The organism is Candidatus Margulisiibacteriota bacterium (assembly GCA_041658645.1).
GTDB lineage: Bacteria > Margulisbacteria > WOR-1 > O2-12-FULL-45-9 > XYB2-FULL-48-7 > JBAZZV01.
Window position 1 is genome coordinate 66,440 of record JBAZZV010000004.1, and the last position, 16,017, is coordinate 82,456.

Annotated in this window: 17 protein-coding genes; 6 read left to right on the forward strand and 11 right to left on the reverse strand. The window is 54.0% G+C overall.

The window, feature by feature from the left end; genetic code table 11:
* Positions 1-6: 6 nt before the first annotated feature.
* A complete protein-coding gene (locus WC903_04300) occupies positions 7-654 on the forward strand; it encodes a C39 family peptidase (protein MFA5893162.1) in 648 nt (215 codons plus the stop codon).
* A complete protein-coding gene (locus tag WC903_04305; protein ID MFA5893163.1) occupies positions 651-2,132 on the forward strand; it encodes a polysaccharide biosynthesis C-terminal domain-containing protein in 1,482 nt (493 codons plus the stop codon). The genes WC903_04300 and WC903_04305 overlap by 4 nt, the downstream gene beginning before the upstream one ends.
* Here the strand turns inward: WC903_04305 and WC903_04310 are convergent.
* The 11 genes from WC903_04310 to WC903_04360 form a co-directional block, all read right to left on the reverse strand.
* On the reverse strand, positions 2,107-3,033 hold the full coding sequence (locus tag WC903_04310) for an NAD(P)-dependent oxidoreductase (GenBank protein ID MFA5893164.1): 927 nt from the start codon (positions 3,031-3,033) through the stop codon (positions 2,107-2,109). The two genes, WC903_04305 and WC903_04310, sit on opposite strands and share 26 nt — an antisense overlap.
* A gap of 112 nt (positions 3,034-3,145) precedes the next feature.
* A complete protein-coding gene (locus WC903_04315) occupies positions 3,146-3,718 on the reverse strand; it encodes a D-sedoheptulose 7-phosphate isomerase (GenBank protein MFA5893165.1) in 573 nt (190 codons plus the stop codon).
* A gap of 2 nt (positions 3,719-3,720) precedes the next feature.
* Positions 3,721-4,317, reverse strand: coding sequence for a V-type ATP synthase subunit D (locus WC903_04320; GenBank protein MFA5893166.1), 597 nt, complete (start codon positions 4,315-4,317; stop codon positions 3,721-3,723).
* Positions 4,301-5,662 (reverse strand): V-type ATP synthase subunit B, encoded by a 1,362-nt coding sequence (locus WC903_04325; protein ID MFA5893167.1) that lies wholly within the window; start codon positions 5,660-5,662, stop codon positions 4,301-4,303. Before WC903_04325 ends, WC903_04320 begins: the two co-directional genes overlap by 17 nt.
* On the reverse strand, positions 5,662-7,383 hold the full coding sequence (locus tag WC903_04330; protein MFA5893168.1) for a V-type ATP synthase subunit A: 1,722 nt from the start codon (positions 7,381-7,383) through the stop codon (positions 5,662-5,664). The genes WC903_04325 and WC903_04330 overlap by 1 nt, the downstream gene beginning before the upstream one ends.
* The gene (locus tag WC903_04335) at positions 7,380-7,658 is read right to left on the reverse strand and encodes a hypothetical protein (protein MFA5893169.1); all 279 of its coding nucleotides are present in this window, start codon (positions 7,656-7,658) and stop codon (positions 7,380-7,382) included. The genes WC903_04330 and WC903_04335 overlap by 4 nt, the downstream gene beginning before the upstream one ends.
* Positions 7,651-8,310 carry a V-type ATPase subunit gene (locus WC903_04340; protein ID MFA5893170.1) on the reverse strand — a complete coding sequence of 220 codons (660 nt, stop codon included), beginning with the start codon at positions 8,308-8,310 and terminating at the stop codon, positions 7,651-7,653. Before WC903_04340 ends, WC903_04335 begins: the two co-directional genes overlap by 8 nt.
* Positions 8,303-8,626 (reverse strand): V-type ATP synthase subunit E family protein, encoded by a 324-nt coding sequence (locus WC903_04345; GenBank protein MFA5893171.1) that lies wholly within the window; start codon positions 8,624-8,626, stop codon positions 8,303-8,305. Before WC903_04345 ends, WC903_04340 begins: the two co-directional genes overlap by 8 nt.
* Positions 8,626-9,096: a V-type ATP synthase subunit K gene (locus WC903_04350; GenBank protein MFA5893172.1), complete on the reverse strand. Its 471-nt coding sequence runs from the start codon at positions 9,094-9,096 to the stop codon at positions 8,626-8,628. The genes WC903_04345 and WC903_04350 overlap by 1 nt, the downstream gene beginning before the upstream one ends.
* 224 nt (positions 9,097-9,320) lie before the next feature.
* Positions 9,321-11,255, reverse strand: coding sequence for a V-type ATPase 116kDa subunit family protein (locus WC903_04355; protein MFA5893173.1), 1,935 nt, complete (start codon positions 11,253-11,255; stop codon positions 9,321-9,323).
* Positions 11,246-11,542 (reverse strand): hypothetical protein, encoded by a 297-nt coding sequence (locus WC903_04360; protein ID MFA5893174.1) that lies wholly within the window; start codon positions 11,540-11,542, stop codon positions 11,246-11,248. The genes WC903_04355 and WC903_04360 overlap by 10 nt, the downstream gene beginning before the upstream one ends.
* Positions 11,543-11,713: 171 nt before the next feature.
* Between WC903_04360 and WC903_04365 the strand changes: the two genes are divergently transcribed.
* From WC903_04365 to WC903_04380, 4 genes are all read left to right on the forward strand, one after another.
* Positions 11,714-11,986, forward strand: coding sequence for a hypothetical protein (locus tag WC903_04365; GenBank protein ID MFA5893175.1), 273 nt, complete (start codon positions 11,714-11,716; stop codon positions 11,984-11,986).
* Positions 11,973-12,968: a PDDEXK nuclease domain-containing protein gene (locus tag WC903_04370; GenBank protein ID MFA5893176.1), complete on the forward strand. Its 996-nt coding sequence runs from the start codon at positions 11,973-11,975 to the stop codon at positions 12,966-12,968. Before WC903_04365 ends, WC903_04370 begins: the two co-directional genes overlap by 14 nt.
* Before the next feature lie 399 nt (positions 12,969-13,367).
* Positions 13,368-14,945: a class I SAM-dependent DNA methyltransferase gene (locus tag WC903_04375; GenBank protein MFA5893177.1), complete on the forward strand. Its 1,578-nt coding sequence runs from the start codon at positions 13,368-13,370 to the stop codon at positions 14,943-14,945.
* Between the two features lie 6 nt (positions 14,946-14,951).
* The gene (locus WC903_04380; GenBank protein MFA5893178.1) at positions 14,952-15,977 is read left to right on the forward strand and encodes a virulence RhuM family protein; all 1,026 of its coding nucleotides are present in this window, start codon (positions 14,952-14,954) and stop codon (positions 15,975-15,977) included.
* Positions 15,978-16,017 lie beyond the last annotated feature (40 nt).

The window sequence follows — 16,017 nt, forward strand, 5'->3', positions numbered from 1 at the left end:
ATTCCCATGCTTCAAGTGCTCTGTTCCGTGATCTGTGTTCTCCTCCTATATCTGCCGGCTTGGGCGGCTGACGGCCCCCCGCAAAAAGTCGAGCTCGAGGTCCCTTTTCTCTGCCAGGCGCCGTTCGGCAACTGGGCCCAGCCGTGGCAGGACGCCTGCGAGGAAGCGGCGATCGTGATCGCCCTCCATTACGTCAAAGCGTACCCGCTGGACAAGGAAGCGGGCAACCAGGAGATACTGGGCCTGGTTAAGTTCCAGGAGAAGAAATACGGCGGCCACCATGATCTGACCGCTAAGCAGACAGCTAAATTGATGGCCGATTATTATAAGTTCAAGAATTATGAGGTCGTCTACAAGTTTAACGTTGAGGATATCAAGCGGGAACTAGGAACAGGGAACTTGGTGCTGGCGCCTATGGCCGGACGTCTATTGGGGAATAAGTATTACCGCCAGCCGGGGCCGGCCTACCATTTCCTGGTCTTCAAGGGCTATGATGAGACGACCGGTGAATTCATCACCAACGACCCGGGGACGAAGCGGGGTGACGGTTATCGCTATAAATACGCGGTCGCTTACAACGCCATCCATGACTGGGCCGGGAGTAAAGATAACATCACCACTGGACGGAAGGTGATGATAGTGGTCCGGAAGTGAAAGCGCTGAAACTGGTCGCCAAGGGAGGGCTCTTCAGCCTGGCCGGCGACGCGATCAATTACTCGCTTAGCTATGTTTTCCTCTTGCTCGCGTCACATCTCCTCGGTGCCGGGAATCTTGGCGCTTACTACTGGGTCTTTGCTATCGCCAGTCTCTTGGGGGAGTTCGCCGATTGCGGCACCGGACAGGGGTTGATCTATTACGGGCCGAGATTCGAAGCGGAAAAAGGGATGAATAAGTCACTGCCGCTCTTCCGTTTTGTCCTCCGTTTCACCCTGACTAACGCCGTCATCCTCGGTTGTCTTTTGTTTCTCTTTGCTCCGCAGATCACCGCTTATTTCAATAAGCCGGAATTGATCGGGTTGCTGCGGCTCTGTTCGGTGGCCTTGCCGCTCGGCTTGTTCTGGCCGGTCCTGTATAAGTATTGTGTTGCCCGCTTCAAGATCGTCGAGGGGATAATTTATGGCGACATCGTCCGCCCAATACTTCGGGTGACGATCCTTTTATTGTTTATCCTGATCGGGACGAAGGCTATCGCCTTGGTCGGCACGGAGCTCTTGGTCGGCTTGTTGATGATCGTCCTTGGGCTCCTGGTCATTCGCCGGCTGTGGGGTAAGGTGCTGTTTAGCGGTGACCTGACGGGTGGGGAGAAGCGGTCGCTTTTATTCTATTCCCTCCCATTCTTGCCGCTTAACCTGGCACGAGGGGAGCGGGCAATTTTGATCTTGACCGGCTTCTTCCTGGCGGTCACTCAAGTCGGCATCTTCGGCGTCGTCCTGAAATTAGCGGCGATCTCGCAGGTTATCCTGACCGGGCTCAACTTCGTCTTCCGGCCCATGGTCGCCAAGCTTTATGTCGAAAGAGATATGACGACACTTAATTCACTTTACAAAGCGATCACTCGCTGGATCTTTATCTTGACCCTCCCGTTCTCCTATCTTTTCATCTTCTATCCCGGAGCGGTCCTGGGGTTATTTGGCGAGAAGTTTGCCGCCGGCTCTGTCGCCTTGGTCATTGTCGCGGTTGGCTATCTCTTTGAATACGGGACGAGCGCCACCCAGGTGATAATAAATATGACCGGCAAAAGCTGGTGGAGCTTGCTGAACCAGCTGGCTTATTTGGCGGTCATTGCCGGGCTGGGGGTTTGGCTGATCCCCGGTTACGGGATCATCGGGGCGGCGATCGCGGTCGCTTCGGCTATTGTGGTCGTTAATCTTTTGCGCCTATACCAATCGTATCGGATCGTCGGCTTTACTCCGTATAGTTTCTACTTGCTTAAACCTATCTGTGCGGCGGCCATTTCAGGGCTGGTTTGGCAGTTCGTTTTTCCGCTGGGCGGGGCGCTCCCCTGGATGAAGTTAGCGGTGTTAGCGGCCGGCTATGTCACCCTCTACGCGTCACTTGTCTTGTTAATGAAGCTGGATCAAGGGGAGAAAGAATTACTCTCGGCGGCTAGGCGGAAGTTCGGAAGGACCTAAGCAGGGCCGCGACTGTTTCCAGCCCGCCGCTTAAACCGAAACTGGCCGCGTTGACCGTCCGGTAAACGAAGTGCCGGTGGTTGAGGCAATAGAGGTCCCAGGGGTGGAATTTCCGTCCGGTGACGCGCGCGAGGAACTGGACCAGCGGCAAACCGATCGGCAGTTGCCAGAAAACCTTAACCCCCCAGTAGTTACAGATCTGTTTGATCAGCTCTCCTGCGGTCAACGGCGCGTTACCCAGAACATATTCTTTGGCCGGCAGATCGTTGTCCAGCAAGTATTTGGTCATCCGGGCCATGTCGCGCGCGTGGATAAAATGGAAGCTGGCGTCGACGGTGAAGAAACGGACCAGTTTTAACCACGGTTTGATCCCGACGATCCCTTCGGCCGCGTGGGAGTAGGGATGTTTGGCGTCGCCGCCGATCACCCAGGTCGGGAAGAGGGTGATGATCTTCCCGGCCATCTTCAGTTCCGGCAGTTTCTTATATATCCGGTATTTGCTCCGGATATAATGAGTGCCGAATTTCTCGGCCGCGTCCGTTACTTTATTATCCTGGCCCAAAATGCTGGCGGTGGAGAAATAGATCACTTTGCGGCATTTAGCCGGATCGAGAAGTTGAAAAAAGGAGAGGGTGTAATCGTAATTCCCCTCGTTCCCGCCCCAATCGGCCGCCAGATGGACGACCTGATCGGCTTGCTGGACGACCGCGGCGTGACTAGCGATGTTCTTGAGGTCGTCGACGATCAAGGTGACGTTTGGATATTGCCGCGGATCGAACTTCAGCTTGGCCGGGTTCCTGACCAGGAGAATAAGTTCGGTGTCAGGAAGGTTGGCCAGCTCGTCGAATAAATAATGCCCGACGCAGCCCGAGGCACCGGTGATGAAGATCTTCTTCCTCACCTCATCTCTACCAGAGTGTAGACCCCTCTCCATCTTCGATGGAGAGGGGAATGAATTGCGACGAAGTCGCAAGAAAGGGGTGAGGATTTTAGATCTTCCGGTCGGTGTTTTTTCATGCCGGAAAGAGCTCCTGTTCGACCAGGCCGCAGAGGATATGGCCGATAGTAATGTGGCTCTCCTGGACCCGGGGAGTGGCGCGGCAGGGGACGGTGATCGAGACGTCAACGACCTCGGCGATCCGGCCGCCGTCACAGCCGAGCAGGCCGATCGTCTTACAGTTCATTTCCCGCGCTTTCTCCAGCGCGGTCAAGACGTTTTTCGAATTCCCGGAAGTTGATATCCCAAAAGCGACGTCGCCCGGCTTGGCCAGCGCTTCCACCTGGCGGGCGAAGACCGTTTCAAAACCAAAATCATTGGAGAGGGCGGTGAGGATCGAGGTGTCGGTCGTCAGGGCGAGGCCGGGGAGGGCCGCCCGGTCTTTTAAGAAACGGCCGACCAGTTCGGCGGCGAGATGCTGGGCGTCGGCAGCCGAACCGCCGTTACCGAAGAAAAGGATTTTATTGCCTGTCTTGAGCGCTTCGATCATGGTCCGGGCCGCTTTTTCGATCGCTGGGACGAGCGATTTCAGCACCTCGGTCTTGACCGCGATGCTTTCCTTTATTTCCGCTTTGATCTTTTCCTGCATGTTCAGCCTCCCAATTTCAATAAAATAACCTTACTGCTTCTTTCCTGCTCCGACAGTTTCATCACGATCAAGCGGGCGTTCCGGTCAAGTTCCGGGATCAGGATATATTCTAGCGCATTTACCCGCCGCCGTGTTTCGATAATTTGTCCGGCGACCAGCCGGAGCGACTGGCTAAGCGCCGCCAACCTGACCAATTCGGGGAGGATGGCGCTGAACCCGGAGGCCGCTTCCCGTAGTTCGACCGAGGAAAGCAAATCGTTAAAAACTGGTTCCCCTTCGACTTTCAAATGATAATCCGGGATCCGTACCCCCATAATACTTCTAACGGTCGTGTCGAGCGAGACCGTTGGCTGTTGAACGTCAGTGGCAAATACTTCCGGGGCTGACAAAGCATAGGCGAAAGCAGCCTGGCCGAAGATCTTGGCCAGCTCCGGTTCCAGCCGGTCGCGCAATTCGAGATAATCTTTTTTTAGGGTGAAGAAGCGCTGGACGAGGCCGTCTAATTTATCCTTGAGCAGTTTATGGCCCCGTCGGGCGAGCTCCAGCCGCCGCCGGAGGCGGAGGAGCTGCATTCTGGTCGGGTTAACTCTGATCCGCATATTTGGTTATTATCTCGTCCTTGATCCGTTTCAGCTCGGTCCGCGGCAGGAGAGCGAGGAGCTGCCAGGCGATCGTCAAGGTCGTTTCGATCGTCCGGTTCTCTTTCTCCCCCTGGCGGATGAATTTTTCCTCAAAAGCGTCGGCGAACTTAAAATATTGCCGGTCGAGCTCCGAGAGAGCGGCTTCGCCGAGGATAACGACCAATTCGCGGACCTCGCGCCCGCGGGCATAGGCGGCGAACAACTGGTTGGCCACGCCGGCATGGTCTTCCCTGGTTTTTCCTTTGCCAATTGCTTTATCGCGCAAGCGGGAGAGGGAGGGGAGCGGGTCGACCGGCGGGTAGATCCCTTTCCGTTCCAGGTCGCGGCTTAAGATGATCTGCCCTTCGGTGATATAACCGGTCAAGTCGGGGATCGGGTGGGTCTTGTCGTCATCGGGCATGGTCAGGATCGGCATCATAGTGATCGAGCCGGGACGACCTTTGATCCGGCCCGCCCGTTCGTAGAGGGTGCCGAGATCGGTGTAGAGATAACCGGGGTAGCCGCGGCGGCCGGGGACCTCGCGCCGGGCGGCGGAAACTTCGCGCAGGCTTTCGCAGTAATTGGTCATGTCGGTCAGGATGACCAGGACGTGCCGCCCTTGCTCAAAGGCGAGATACTCGGCGGCGGTCAGCGCCAGGCGCGGCGTGGCGATCCGCTCGATCGCCGGGTCGGATGCGAGGTTGATGAAGAGGACCGAATTCTCGATCGCCCCGGTCTGGCGGAAATTTGAGATAAAGAATTCCGCTTCTTCGTAGGTGATCCCCATGGCGCCAAAGACGACGGAGAAAGCTTCGCCCTCCTGCCGCACGGTCGCCTGGCGGGCGATCTGAGCGGCCAGGCGCGAATGGGCCAGCCCAGCACCCGAGAAGATCGGCAGTTTTTGTCCGCGGCTTAAAGTGTTCAAGCCGTCGATAGTTGAGATGCCGGTCTGGATAAAGTCGTCCGGGTAATCGCGGGCGTAGGGGTTGATCGGTTCGCCGTTGATATCGAGCCGTTTGGCCGGAATGACCGGCGGCGCGCCATCGATCGGCCGGCCCAGGCCGGAGAAGATCCGGCCGGTCATATCGGGCGAGACCGGGAGTTCAAGTCCCCGGCCCCGGAACTGGTAATTGACCGTGGTAACATCGAGCCCTTCGGTCCCTTCAAAGACCTGGATAAGAGCCTTATCGCCGTCAAGCTCGAGAACTTTCCCCAGGCGTTTCTCGCCGGAGCGGAGTTTGATCTCGACCAGCTCGTCGTAGGCGGCGCCGGTCACTCCCTCGAGCAGGATCAGCGGTCCGGCTATTTCGATCGTCTTGACCATCAGAGTTTACCCCGCAAAGTATGCATTTCTTCCTTAAGGGCCGTTTCGAGTTCGGCGATCTCTTCGTAGCGCGAGGTCCGGGCGCGGGCGATCCGGCCGATCATTTCTATTTTTTGGATATCGGCCAGGGCGATCCCTTCCGCGATCGCTTCCCCCGCCAGATCCCCCAGGGTCAGGATCAGGTGGAGGATGAGGTGCTGTTTCTTTAGTTCGGTATATTGGTCGATCGGGTCGAACGCGGCCTGGTAGAGAAAATCTTCCCGGATCAGTTTGGTTATAAATAAGGTCAGCTGGTCCTGGGCCGAGAGCGATTCGAGTCCGACCAGCCGGACGATCTCTTCCAGTTCCGCTTCCTGGGCGAGGAGCTTGAGCGCTTTTTCCCGGTTTGGCAGGAAGTCGGCGGCGACCTCCCGGCTATAAAAGTCTTTCAGATTATCAAGATAGAGTGAGTAGGAGAGGAGCCAGTTGATCGCCGGGAAATGGCGCTTGTGCGCCAGCGATTCGTCGAGTCCCCAGAAAACCTTGGTGACGCGGAGCGTATTTTGCACCACCGGTTCCGACAGGTCGCCGCCGGGCGGAGAGACCGAGCCGATGATCGTCAGCGAGCCTTCCCGGGCGGGAGTGCCGAGGCACTTCCCGTAGCCGGCCCGTTCGTAAAAGTCGGCCAGGCGGGAACCGAGATAAGCGGGATAACCTTCTTCCCCCGGCATCTCTTCGAGCCGGCCCGACATCTCGCGGAGCGCTTCCGCCCAGCGGGAAGTGGAATCGGCCATCAGGGCGACGTGGTAGCCCATGTCGCGGAAATATTCGGCAATGGCGGCGCCGGTGTAGACCGAAGCTTCGCGAGCGGCGATCGGCATGTTGGAGGTGTTGGCAATGAGGACGGTCCGCTCCAGGAGCGGCCGGCCGGTCTTAGGGTCTTTTAATTTGGGGAATTCTAGCAAGACGTCGGTCATCTCGTTGCCGCGCTCGCCGCAGCCGATAAAGACGATGATATCGGCATCGGCCCACTTAGCGAGCTGATGCTGGATAACGGTCTTGCCGGCGCCGAACGGCCCGGGGACGCAAGCCGCTCCGCCCTTGCCGAGCGGGAAAAAGGTGTCGATGATCCGCTGGCCGGTGACCAGCGGCAATTTGACCGGTGATTTCTCGCCCAGCAGGCGGCGTTTCCTGACCGGCCATTTTTGCAGTAAGGATATTTTTTGTCCGGAGATGACGGCGACTGTCTCTTCGACCGTAAAAGTGCCGCTTTTGATCTCTTCGACCGGGCCGGCCAGGCCGGCGGGGACCATCACTTTATGCGCGACGAGCGGAGTTTCCTCGACCGTGCCGATAACGTCGCCCGGATTAACTTGATCGCCTTTTTTTACGCTCGCTTTGAACTCCCAGCGCATCACGCGAGAGAGCGAGGGGACGTCGATCCCCCGCCCGATAAAGGCGCCGGAACGTTTCATTATCTCATCGAGCGGGCGCTGGATACCGTCAAAGATAGAACCGATCAACCCCGGCCCGAGCTCGACCGAAAGAGGGGCGCCGGTCGTTTCGACCGGGTCGCCGACCTTGAGACCGGCCGTTTCTTCGTAGACCTGGATAGAAGCGAGGTCTCCGCGGAGCTCGATGATCTCGCCGATCAGCCGCTTGGCTCCGATCCTGACCAGGTCTCCCTTGCGGGCCGACTCCAGCCTGGCGACGACGAGCGGTCCGGCAACTTTGGTGATCATGAGGCGGTTCCCGTGGCTTGTCGGATCAGGCGATCGAGCTCTTCCCGAACGGCGCCGGTTGAACCGCGCCCATCGGGGAGGAGGACAACGTTGATCCCGGTGGCTTCCGCCGCGGCGATCTCCGTTTTCATTTCCACGGCTTCTCGTTCGGTAATAAAAACGAGCGGATAGTCACTGCTGCCGGAAATGGAGTTGAAGTCGGTAAAAACGTCGATCCCCGCCGCGGCCAATGGCGCGACCAGGGGACGCGGCCCGATCAAGGCGATCTTAGGCATAAGTTAAGCGGAGCCTCCCGCGGAGTTCATTGGTTTTCAGCCCGAGCTGTTTAGTGACCAGGACCAGGCGGATAAGTTTAATCTCTATCTCCTTGGCGACGGCAAAGCCGAGGAGCGGTTCGATCCCGAACGCCATATATTTGGCCGGCCTGACGATCGTCAGAAATTCGTTGTCGGTTTCCCGTTCCAGCGCGGCCAGGGAGCCGGTCTTTTTATACTCTTCAAGTCCAGGAGTAACGGCCCGGCCCAGGGCGCTATATTTATATTTGGCCAGCGCCGTATCAGCGTCAATCTTGCCGGCCAGGAGATCGAGCTTGAGAGAGTTCAAAGTGATAAAGGCCTTCGCGTAACGGCGAAAGATCAGGCTGTCGCTATCCTTGGCAGTTTGCTTGAGGAGCGCCATATGGTTCTGGAGGGAAACACCCGGCTCATATTTGTGCCAGAAGGCGGTTATTAGTTCATTACCGGGAGCCAATTCGAGTAACAAGGCTTTCGTCCAGGCAAGTTCCGCCTCGTAGTGGGGGATCTCACGCAAGACCTGATAGGCGCTCTGGAGATCGGGCGCCTCGGTTATCCGGACCAGGCGGCTCTCGTCGAGCAGATCTTTTTCCAAAGAACGGAGCCGGCCGATAGCGTAAGCGAATTTATCCATAAAGTATTTTGATCGCCTCTGCTTCCCTGGCCTGGCGGATGTTATCCGGCACGCCGGCAAAGACCTCGTCCAGTATACGATGTTTTTCTTCCAGCATTTTCTTTTTCGCGTCTAACCGGGCCGGGACGACGATCGCTTTTTTTGTCTCGTCGGCCTCTCGCAGGGCCTCGGTTAACATTTCATGCCGGAGTTTCTCGGCCGCCGCCTTAGCTTCACCGATGATCCTGACCGCTTCCGCCTCACCGTTAGCTTTGATCTTGGCCGCGGAGGCGGTCGTCTCGCGGTTGATCTCTTGCTCGATCTCGGCTAAACCCATCAGAGCTTGATGCCGGAGACGAGCAGGATGGTGGCGAGCAAACCAAGCACGGCGTAGGTCTCGACCATGGCCGGGAGGATGATCGCTTTACCGGTCTCATCCGGCCGTTTAGCGATCAGGAAAATCCCGGCCGCCGAGGCGCGTCCCTGGTAATATCCGGAGATCAAGCCAGCCACACCGACCGGTAAACCGGCGAAGAAAAGTTGCAAACCGGCGTTGAGCGAGACTGGTAGTCCGCCGGCGAGAAGACCGATCTTCATCATTATATAGAAAGCGCCCAGGAAACCGTAGAAACCCTGCGTGCCGGGAAGGGCGATCATGACCAGCAGCCGGCCAAATTTATCCGGGTCTTCCGTCAGGACCCCGCCGGCCGCTTCGGCCGCTATCGCTATTCCCCAGGCTGAACCGCACCCCGCGAGTAAGGCGGCCAAAGCCGCGCCACCGACCGCTAAACCAATGCCAATGTCCATGATGTTCCCTCCTTACTTTACCTCTTCGACCCTCACCCGCTGACGCAAAGTATCCCCCCTCTCCCAGAGGGAGAGGGGTTTTCGATTATTTAGCTAAACTAATCGTATATTTCATTCTTGAATTTGTCTAAAAACCCTTCTCCCTCTTTGCCCCTAAACCCTTCTCCCTCTGGGAGAAGGGCACAAACCTCAACGCCACTAGATGAGGGAAATGGGTTTCCTCCTTACTTAATGATAACATACTTGGTTTCATGCCGGAAAGGGCGGAACTCGCGACCGCCACCCTGGTAGAACTTGCCGAAGAACTCAACCAGCTGGAGGCGGGTGGAGTGGATAAAGGCGCCAAGGGTTGAAACGACCAGGTTGAAGAGATGTCCGATGACCAAGATAGCGGCCATTATAATGTAGCCGACGACCGGGATCCCGCTGGTCATGCCGGCGATTATATTTATCACCATACCGATGATCGAGGTCGTCATCATCAGCGCCAGGAGACGGGAATAAGAGAGGGTGTCGCCGAGGAAGCCGGTGGTCCTGTAAAGGCTAAGGAGGCCGAAAAGACCCTTTTTCAACAGACTCGATTCGTTCCTTCCCTGGGTGATGACCAGTAGCCCGGCTCCGATGAGGGAGAGCTGGGCGAAGATTCCCGTTAATGGTGAGCCGGTCCCGGCGGAGGTCACGTAGGCGACGAGGGCGAGGAGAAAATAGATCCAGAAACCGTAGTCGAAGATCGCGACCTCATACTCTTTATTCTTCATCTTCCAGTAAAAGCCGAGCGAGAGGCCGGTGATGTTCTGGCCAATGCCGATCAGGAGCGAGAGGATCAGGACATTGAGCGGGTTCTTGATCGGGTCAATCAATTGAAGTTGCTTTAAGGCTGGTGGTAACAAACTGGAGTCGATGGCAAAATAACTGCCGGTGATCACTCCGGCGACTATGGTGGCCAAACCTCCCCAGAAGAGAAGGAGGAGGAGCTTCTTTCCCCCTTCGGACAGGGTCAGTTTACGATAATAATAGTAGGAGACGAGCGCCAAGATAATGCCGTAGCCGACGTCCGAGAGGCAGATCGCAAAGAAACTAAGATAAAAGAAGGCGAGCGGGCCGGTCGGGTCGATCTCGTGCTGGCCGGGGAGGCCGAAAATTCTAGTAATGAGTTCAAAGGGATAAAAGATCGACTGGTTCTTGATCAGGGTGGGGGGGACTTCGCCGGCGGTCGGAGTGCTGACCGTTATTTCGGCCAGGGGAGTTATTTTCTTCAGGCCTTGCTGGACAGCCGCCAGCTTTTCCCGCGGGAGCCAACCGGTCAGAAAAAAGCTGGAACTGGTCAGGGCCATTTTTCCCTTGGCCGCCTGCCGCAGGCTTAGCTGGTAGAGATGGTCATAAATATAAGTTAGCGAGGTCCGGTGACGAAGCTGGGCTTTGACCTGGTCCCAGATACCTTGCTGATCGTTCCTGTTTTCAGCCAGGAGACGGGATAGTTCGACCAGTTCAGCGGCTGGCGTGCGGGGGGAAAGAGGGAGCGAGATCCGCGTCAAGGCGGCCTTATTAATGTATGCGTTGACCCGGTCACTTTCGTTCGCTAGATGGCAGAGGAGCAAGTAGGTCGTATCCCGGACCGAATTGACGACCTGAACAGCGGTCGCCGGAAATTCTTTGGCCAACCCGACCTGGAAACTGGTCAGGCTTTTCGTTTTGATCGCGCCGGTCAGGAGGCAAACTTTTCCCCGGCAGATCAGCTGATCGAGCTTGGCCGGCAGGGGTTTCCACGGTTGAAGCTGCGCGCTTTCCGCCAGCAAAGTGCGTTCGAGATTACGCAGGTTGGCCAGTTCGGCTTCCAGCGCTTTGAGCTTAGCGACGATCGCCCGCCAATCGAACTCCCGGGCGGTTTGCTGGAGGAGTTCATCCGTAACCGTTTCCTTGTAGGGGGCAAAACTCTCGATAAAACCTTTTTTCTCTCCGCTCAAGGGGGCTAACAGGTTGATGGCGTGAGTTACCTCGACCATGTCCAGTTCGTGGGGGTTGGCTTGACTGGCTGGGGTGGACTGTTCCGGCCAAGCGGTCAATTCAATCGTTCCTTGTTTTTGCAAGTAGGTGATGATCTCCGTCTCGGCCCGGCGGTGGCCGCCGACGGCCACTTTCAGCATCGGGACTACCGGCATACTCTTTTTGCCTCGTTAAGTTTGGGGGCGATCTCCCGGCGGAGGGTTTCGATTTCGGCGACGACCCTGGCGGCGATAGCGGCTTTTTCCAAAGCGGCGTCGGCCAGGGCTTTTTGGAGGAGGGCGGCGCTTTCGGCGCGGGCGGTCTGGGTAGCCTGGGCCAGGATTTCCTCGGCCTGCCGTTTGGCACTATTCACGGCGTGAAGCCGCGCTTTTTCCGCCTCGGAGATGATCCGTTGCGCGGCTGCTTCGTAAGCTTCCACCATCTTGATGATCTCTTCCGCCATGACGCTAACATTCTAGCATAAGCTGGACGGGAATATACACCCGTCGCCGAAAGTGACGAAATTTCGCCGTTTTTAACTCCCTTTTCCTCGTGCCAGGCCTGGCAATAAGATTGCTGAAAGCAAAATGCGGAATGCGGAGTGCGGATTGCGGAATATGGGAGGTGGATAAGCATGAGTTATTGTCCGCGTTGCCGGCGCGGTTGCGGTTTGAGCCGCCGCCGCTCTCTTTACCTCGAGAACGGCGAGATCATCCACGTGATCGACTCTTATTGTGCCGGCTGCGGCAGTTTTGTCTGCAGTGAGGGTGAAACTGCCAAGGACCGTCTTAAGATCAAAGCCGCATATTTAAAGAAGACCAAGGGGAAAGCGAAAAGGATCGGCTTCAAGGTGACGGGGAGGGGAAAAGGGAGGGGGAAAAGAAATGGGGAAAATGGCAAAAAGTAGTTATCAAGCTTTACTCGGTTCGATCGGAATGCTGCTGCACCAGGCCAGAATGAAAGTCTGGCAACAGGTAAACAATATTCTGGTCAGAACCTACTGGGAGATCGGGCGACATATAGTTATTTATGAACAAGAAAAGCAGGAAACAGCGGCCTACGGCTCAAGGCTCTTAGACAAGCTGGCCAGCGATCTGAAGGATAAATACGGCAAAGGATTTTCCCGCAGGAACGTCCTGAATATGAGGACTTTCTACTTGTCTTATAAGAATTGGCAGACAGTGTCTGCCGTTTTGTCTTGGTCGCATCTTATTGAGCTGCTTTCGCTCGATGATCAACCGGTTAGGTCATTTTATGAAAAAGAGTGTATAGCCAATAAGTGGAGTGTTAGAGAGCTGAGGCGCCAGATGGATTCAATGCTATATGAAAGATTGGTGATCGGTCGAACTAAGCGAGAGGTGCTTAAGCTCGCGTCCAGAGGCCAGGTCATCGTCTCAGCACATGATATTATCAAAGACCCATATGTTCTGGAGTTTCTCGGTTTGCCCGAGCATGGTTCGCATTCCGAAAAAGAGCTGGAGCAGAAGATCGTCGATAATATGCAATCCTTTCTCCTGGAGCTCGGCCGGGGCTTCGCTTTCGTGGCCCGACAATTCCGGATCAGCCTGAACAACAAGCACTTTTCTGTCGACCTGGTCTTTTACCACCGGATCCTAAAATGTTTTGTCCTGTTCGACCTTAAGCTGGGCAAGGTCACGCACCAGGATATTGGTCAAATGAACTTGTATCTGAATTACTTTAAGAAAGAAGAAATGGTCACCGGTGATAACGAGCCTGTTGGCATCGTCCTGGGAGCGGAAAAAGATCAGGTGTTGGTTGAATACGCCCTCGGGGGGATATCTAACAAGCTCTTCGCTTCCAGATATCGGTTGGAATTGCCGGATAAGAAGTTACTACAGGCAGCGGTGGGGAGGATCGTTGGGGGATAGGGAATGGGGATGGGGGAGCTGGTCGCAAATTATGATGTCCGCAAAAGGAAAAAGTAAAAATGCAAAATGAAAAAAAATAATTGCAATTAAAAAGGCAAAAAGTTCATTTTTTCTTTTTGACTTGTCCTATTTTTACATTTTTACTTTTTACTTTTGACTTTTACCCCCATTGCATCCCCCTTTCAGTGAGAGTAATATTTAGGCAATGGCTAGAAAGCCCCGCATCTTATTGACCAACGACGACGGCATCATGCCGCTCCATTGCGACATGACGGAGTATGGGATGATGGAGGAGCTTAAGGGGTGGGCAGACTAAATGATGAATGCGGAGTGTGGAATTCCGCATTCCGCCCCTTGCTTTTCCCCGTCAAAGCCGTAAAATAAGTAGGGAGGCCCAAAATTCAAAACCGAAAACAATTACATGAAAGGCTCTGGTCGGCGGCGGTTCAACTGCGGGCTAACGGCGGACTAAAACTTAATGAAATATCTGAACCGATTCTTGGCCTGATCTTCCTTAAATTTGCCGATGTGCGATTCAAGCGAGCCAAGGAGGAGCTGGAGAATGAGCGAAAAAAATCTAAGAGCTCGCATCGCCAGGCTCCGCTGACGCCTGATCACTTTAAATCAAAAGGAGTTCTTTATCTCCCGGAGATAGCTACCTATACCTACCTAATGAGCCTTGCCGAGAGCAAAAATATCGGTAAGGCGGTTAATGAGGCGATGAAGGCGATCGAGGCGGAAAACACTGATCTGGCCGGGGTTTTGCCGCAAGATTACACCTCTCTCTCGAAAAAAACTGATGAAAACAATCGGATCCTAATTACTCTTCTTAAGAACTTTAATCAAATACCCGATAATATTGAGGGCGATGCTTTCGGTGAAATATACGAATACTTTCTTGGCGAATTTGCACGGGCCGAAGGAGCCAAAGGGGGAGAGTTTTTTACCGCACAGCCGATTGTTAAGCTCCTGGTGGAGATTATTGAGCCTTATCATGGGAAGATATTTGATCCGGCCTGCGGTAGCGGCGGCATGTTTGTGCAATCGGCACATTTTGTTGAGGCGCACGATAAAAAGAAGACGCAGGTAATGAACGAAGTCGCGCTCTATGGCCAGGAAAAAGGCGAAACCAATGTTCGCATTGCGAAAATGAATCTGGCTATTCACGGACTGTCCGGGAAAATTGCCGAAGTTAATTCATATTATGATGACCCTTTTCAAAGTGTTGGAAAATTTGATTATGTGCTTGCTAACCCTCCTTTCAACGTGAAGGGGAAAGACAAAAACAAACAGATCGTGATCGATCCGGCCCGCATTCAGGGCGACCCCCGTTACTATCTAGGTCTACCCTTGACCGGCAAAAAGGAGATAAGTAATGCTAATTATCTCTGGATGCAGATCTTTGCCAGCGCGCTGGGTCCGCGGGGGCGGGCGGGTTTTGTTATGGCCAATTCCGCAACTGATGCCGGCCATGCCGAGAAAGAAATCCGCAAGAAAATGATCGATGCCGGGATGGTGGATGTGATCTTATCGGTTGGGACAAATATGTTTTTAAACGCAACTCTCTCCTGTACGTTGTGGTTCTTTGATAAACGAAAAACCGGGACAAAGAGGCAGAAAAAGATACTTTTTATCAACGCGCAGGATATTTTTACCGAGATTGACCGCGCCCATAGTACATGGACAGATAAGCAGATACAGGAGATTGCCGGCATTGTGCGGCGGTATCGCGAGGAAAAAGGTGAGGGGCAATATGCGGATATCAAAGGCCGCTGTAAAGTCGCAATTTTGGATGAAGTGCGCGCAAACGACTATTCTCTTAATCCGGGACGTTATGTAGAGATCGTAGAAAAAGAGATCAGCAATGTTGATTTTAATAAGCGGATGAAAGAATTGATGGCCGAATTTACTTCTTTAACCGAGGAGTCGCACAAATTGGAAAAGAAGATAATTAAAGATTGGCAGGAGGTTTTATAATAATTTATGAAAAAAACACCGGACAATCAAATCGCTTTCTACCAGTCGTCAGATGGTTCAGTGAATATTGAAGTGTTATTCGCCGAAGAGAATATTTGGTTGACTCAAAAGAAAATGGCCGAGCTCTTTGGTTGCTCGGCGGATAATATTTCGCTTCACTTAAAGAATATTTATCGGGAGAACGAAGTTGATCGGAAATCAACTACCGAGGAATTCTCGGCAGTTCAAAAAGAGGGCGGAAGAGAAGTCTCCCGCAAGGCCGCCTTTTATAGTCTTGAGGCTATTCTTGCTGTGGGTTATCGGGTAAGCTCCGAGCGAGGCGCGCAGTTTCGCCAGTGGGCGACGGGAATTCTAAAAAACTACATTCACAAGGGCTATGCCCTAGATGTCAATCGGATGAAATATGGCTCTCGTTTTAGCACTCGATATTTTGATGAGCTTTATGAAGAGATCAAAGATATCCGCACTAGTGAGCGCAGGCTTTATCAAAAAATTACCGATATTTACGCGACCGCGATTGATTATTCGCCAAAAGCGTATGAGAGTAAACAATTCTTTGCTACCGTGCAAAACAAGCTTCATTTTGCTATAACCGGTAAAACCGCGGCAGAAATTATAACGGATCGCGCCAGCAGTAAAAAAGACAAAATGGGGCTAACTTCCTGGAGACGCTCTCCGCAAGGGAAAATCATGCCAAGCGATGCGGTAATTGCCAAAAATTACCTGGACAAAAAAGAGTTGGAACATTTGAATCGCATTGGTAACCTGTATCTTGATTATGCGGAGATGCAGGCGGCGCGTGGCAAGGCAATGACCATGAGGGCTTGGGTGGAAAAACTTAACGCCTTTCTTAAATTTAGCGAATACGAAATATTGACGAATGCCGGGAAGATCAGCCATGAAGTGGCGGAAGCACTGGTGCTGAAGGAGTATGAGAAATTCAAAAAAATACAGGATAAGAACTATGTTTCCGATTTTGACCGCGAGGTGAAAAAGCTTTTGGATATAAAGAAAAAGGATCATGACAAATAATTCTCAACGCCGTTTATGAGGAAGAATTTGAGAAACACGG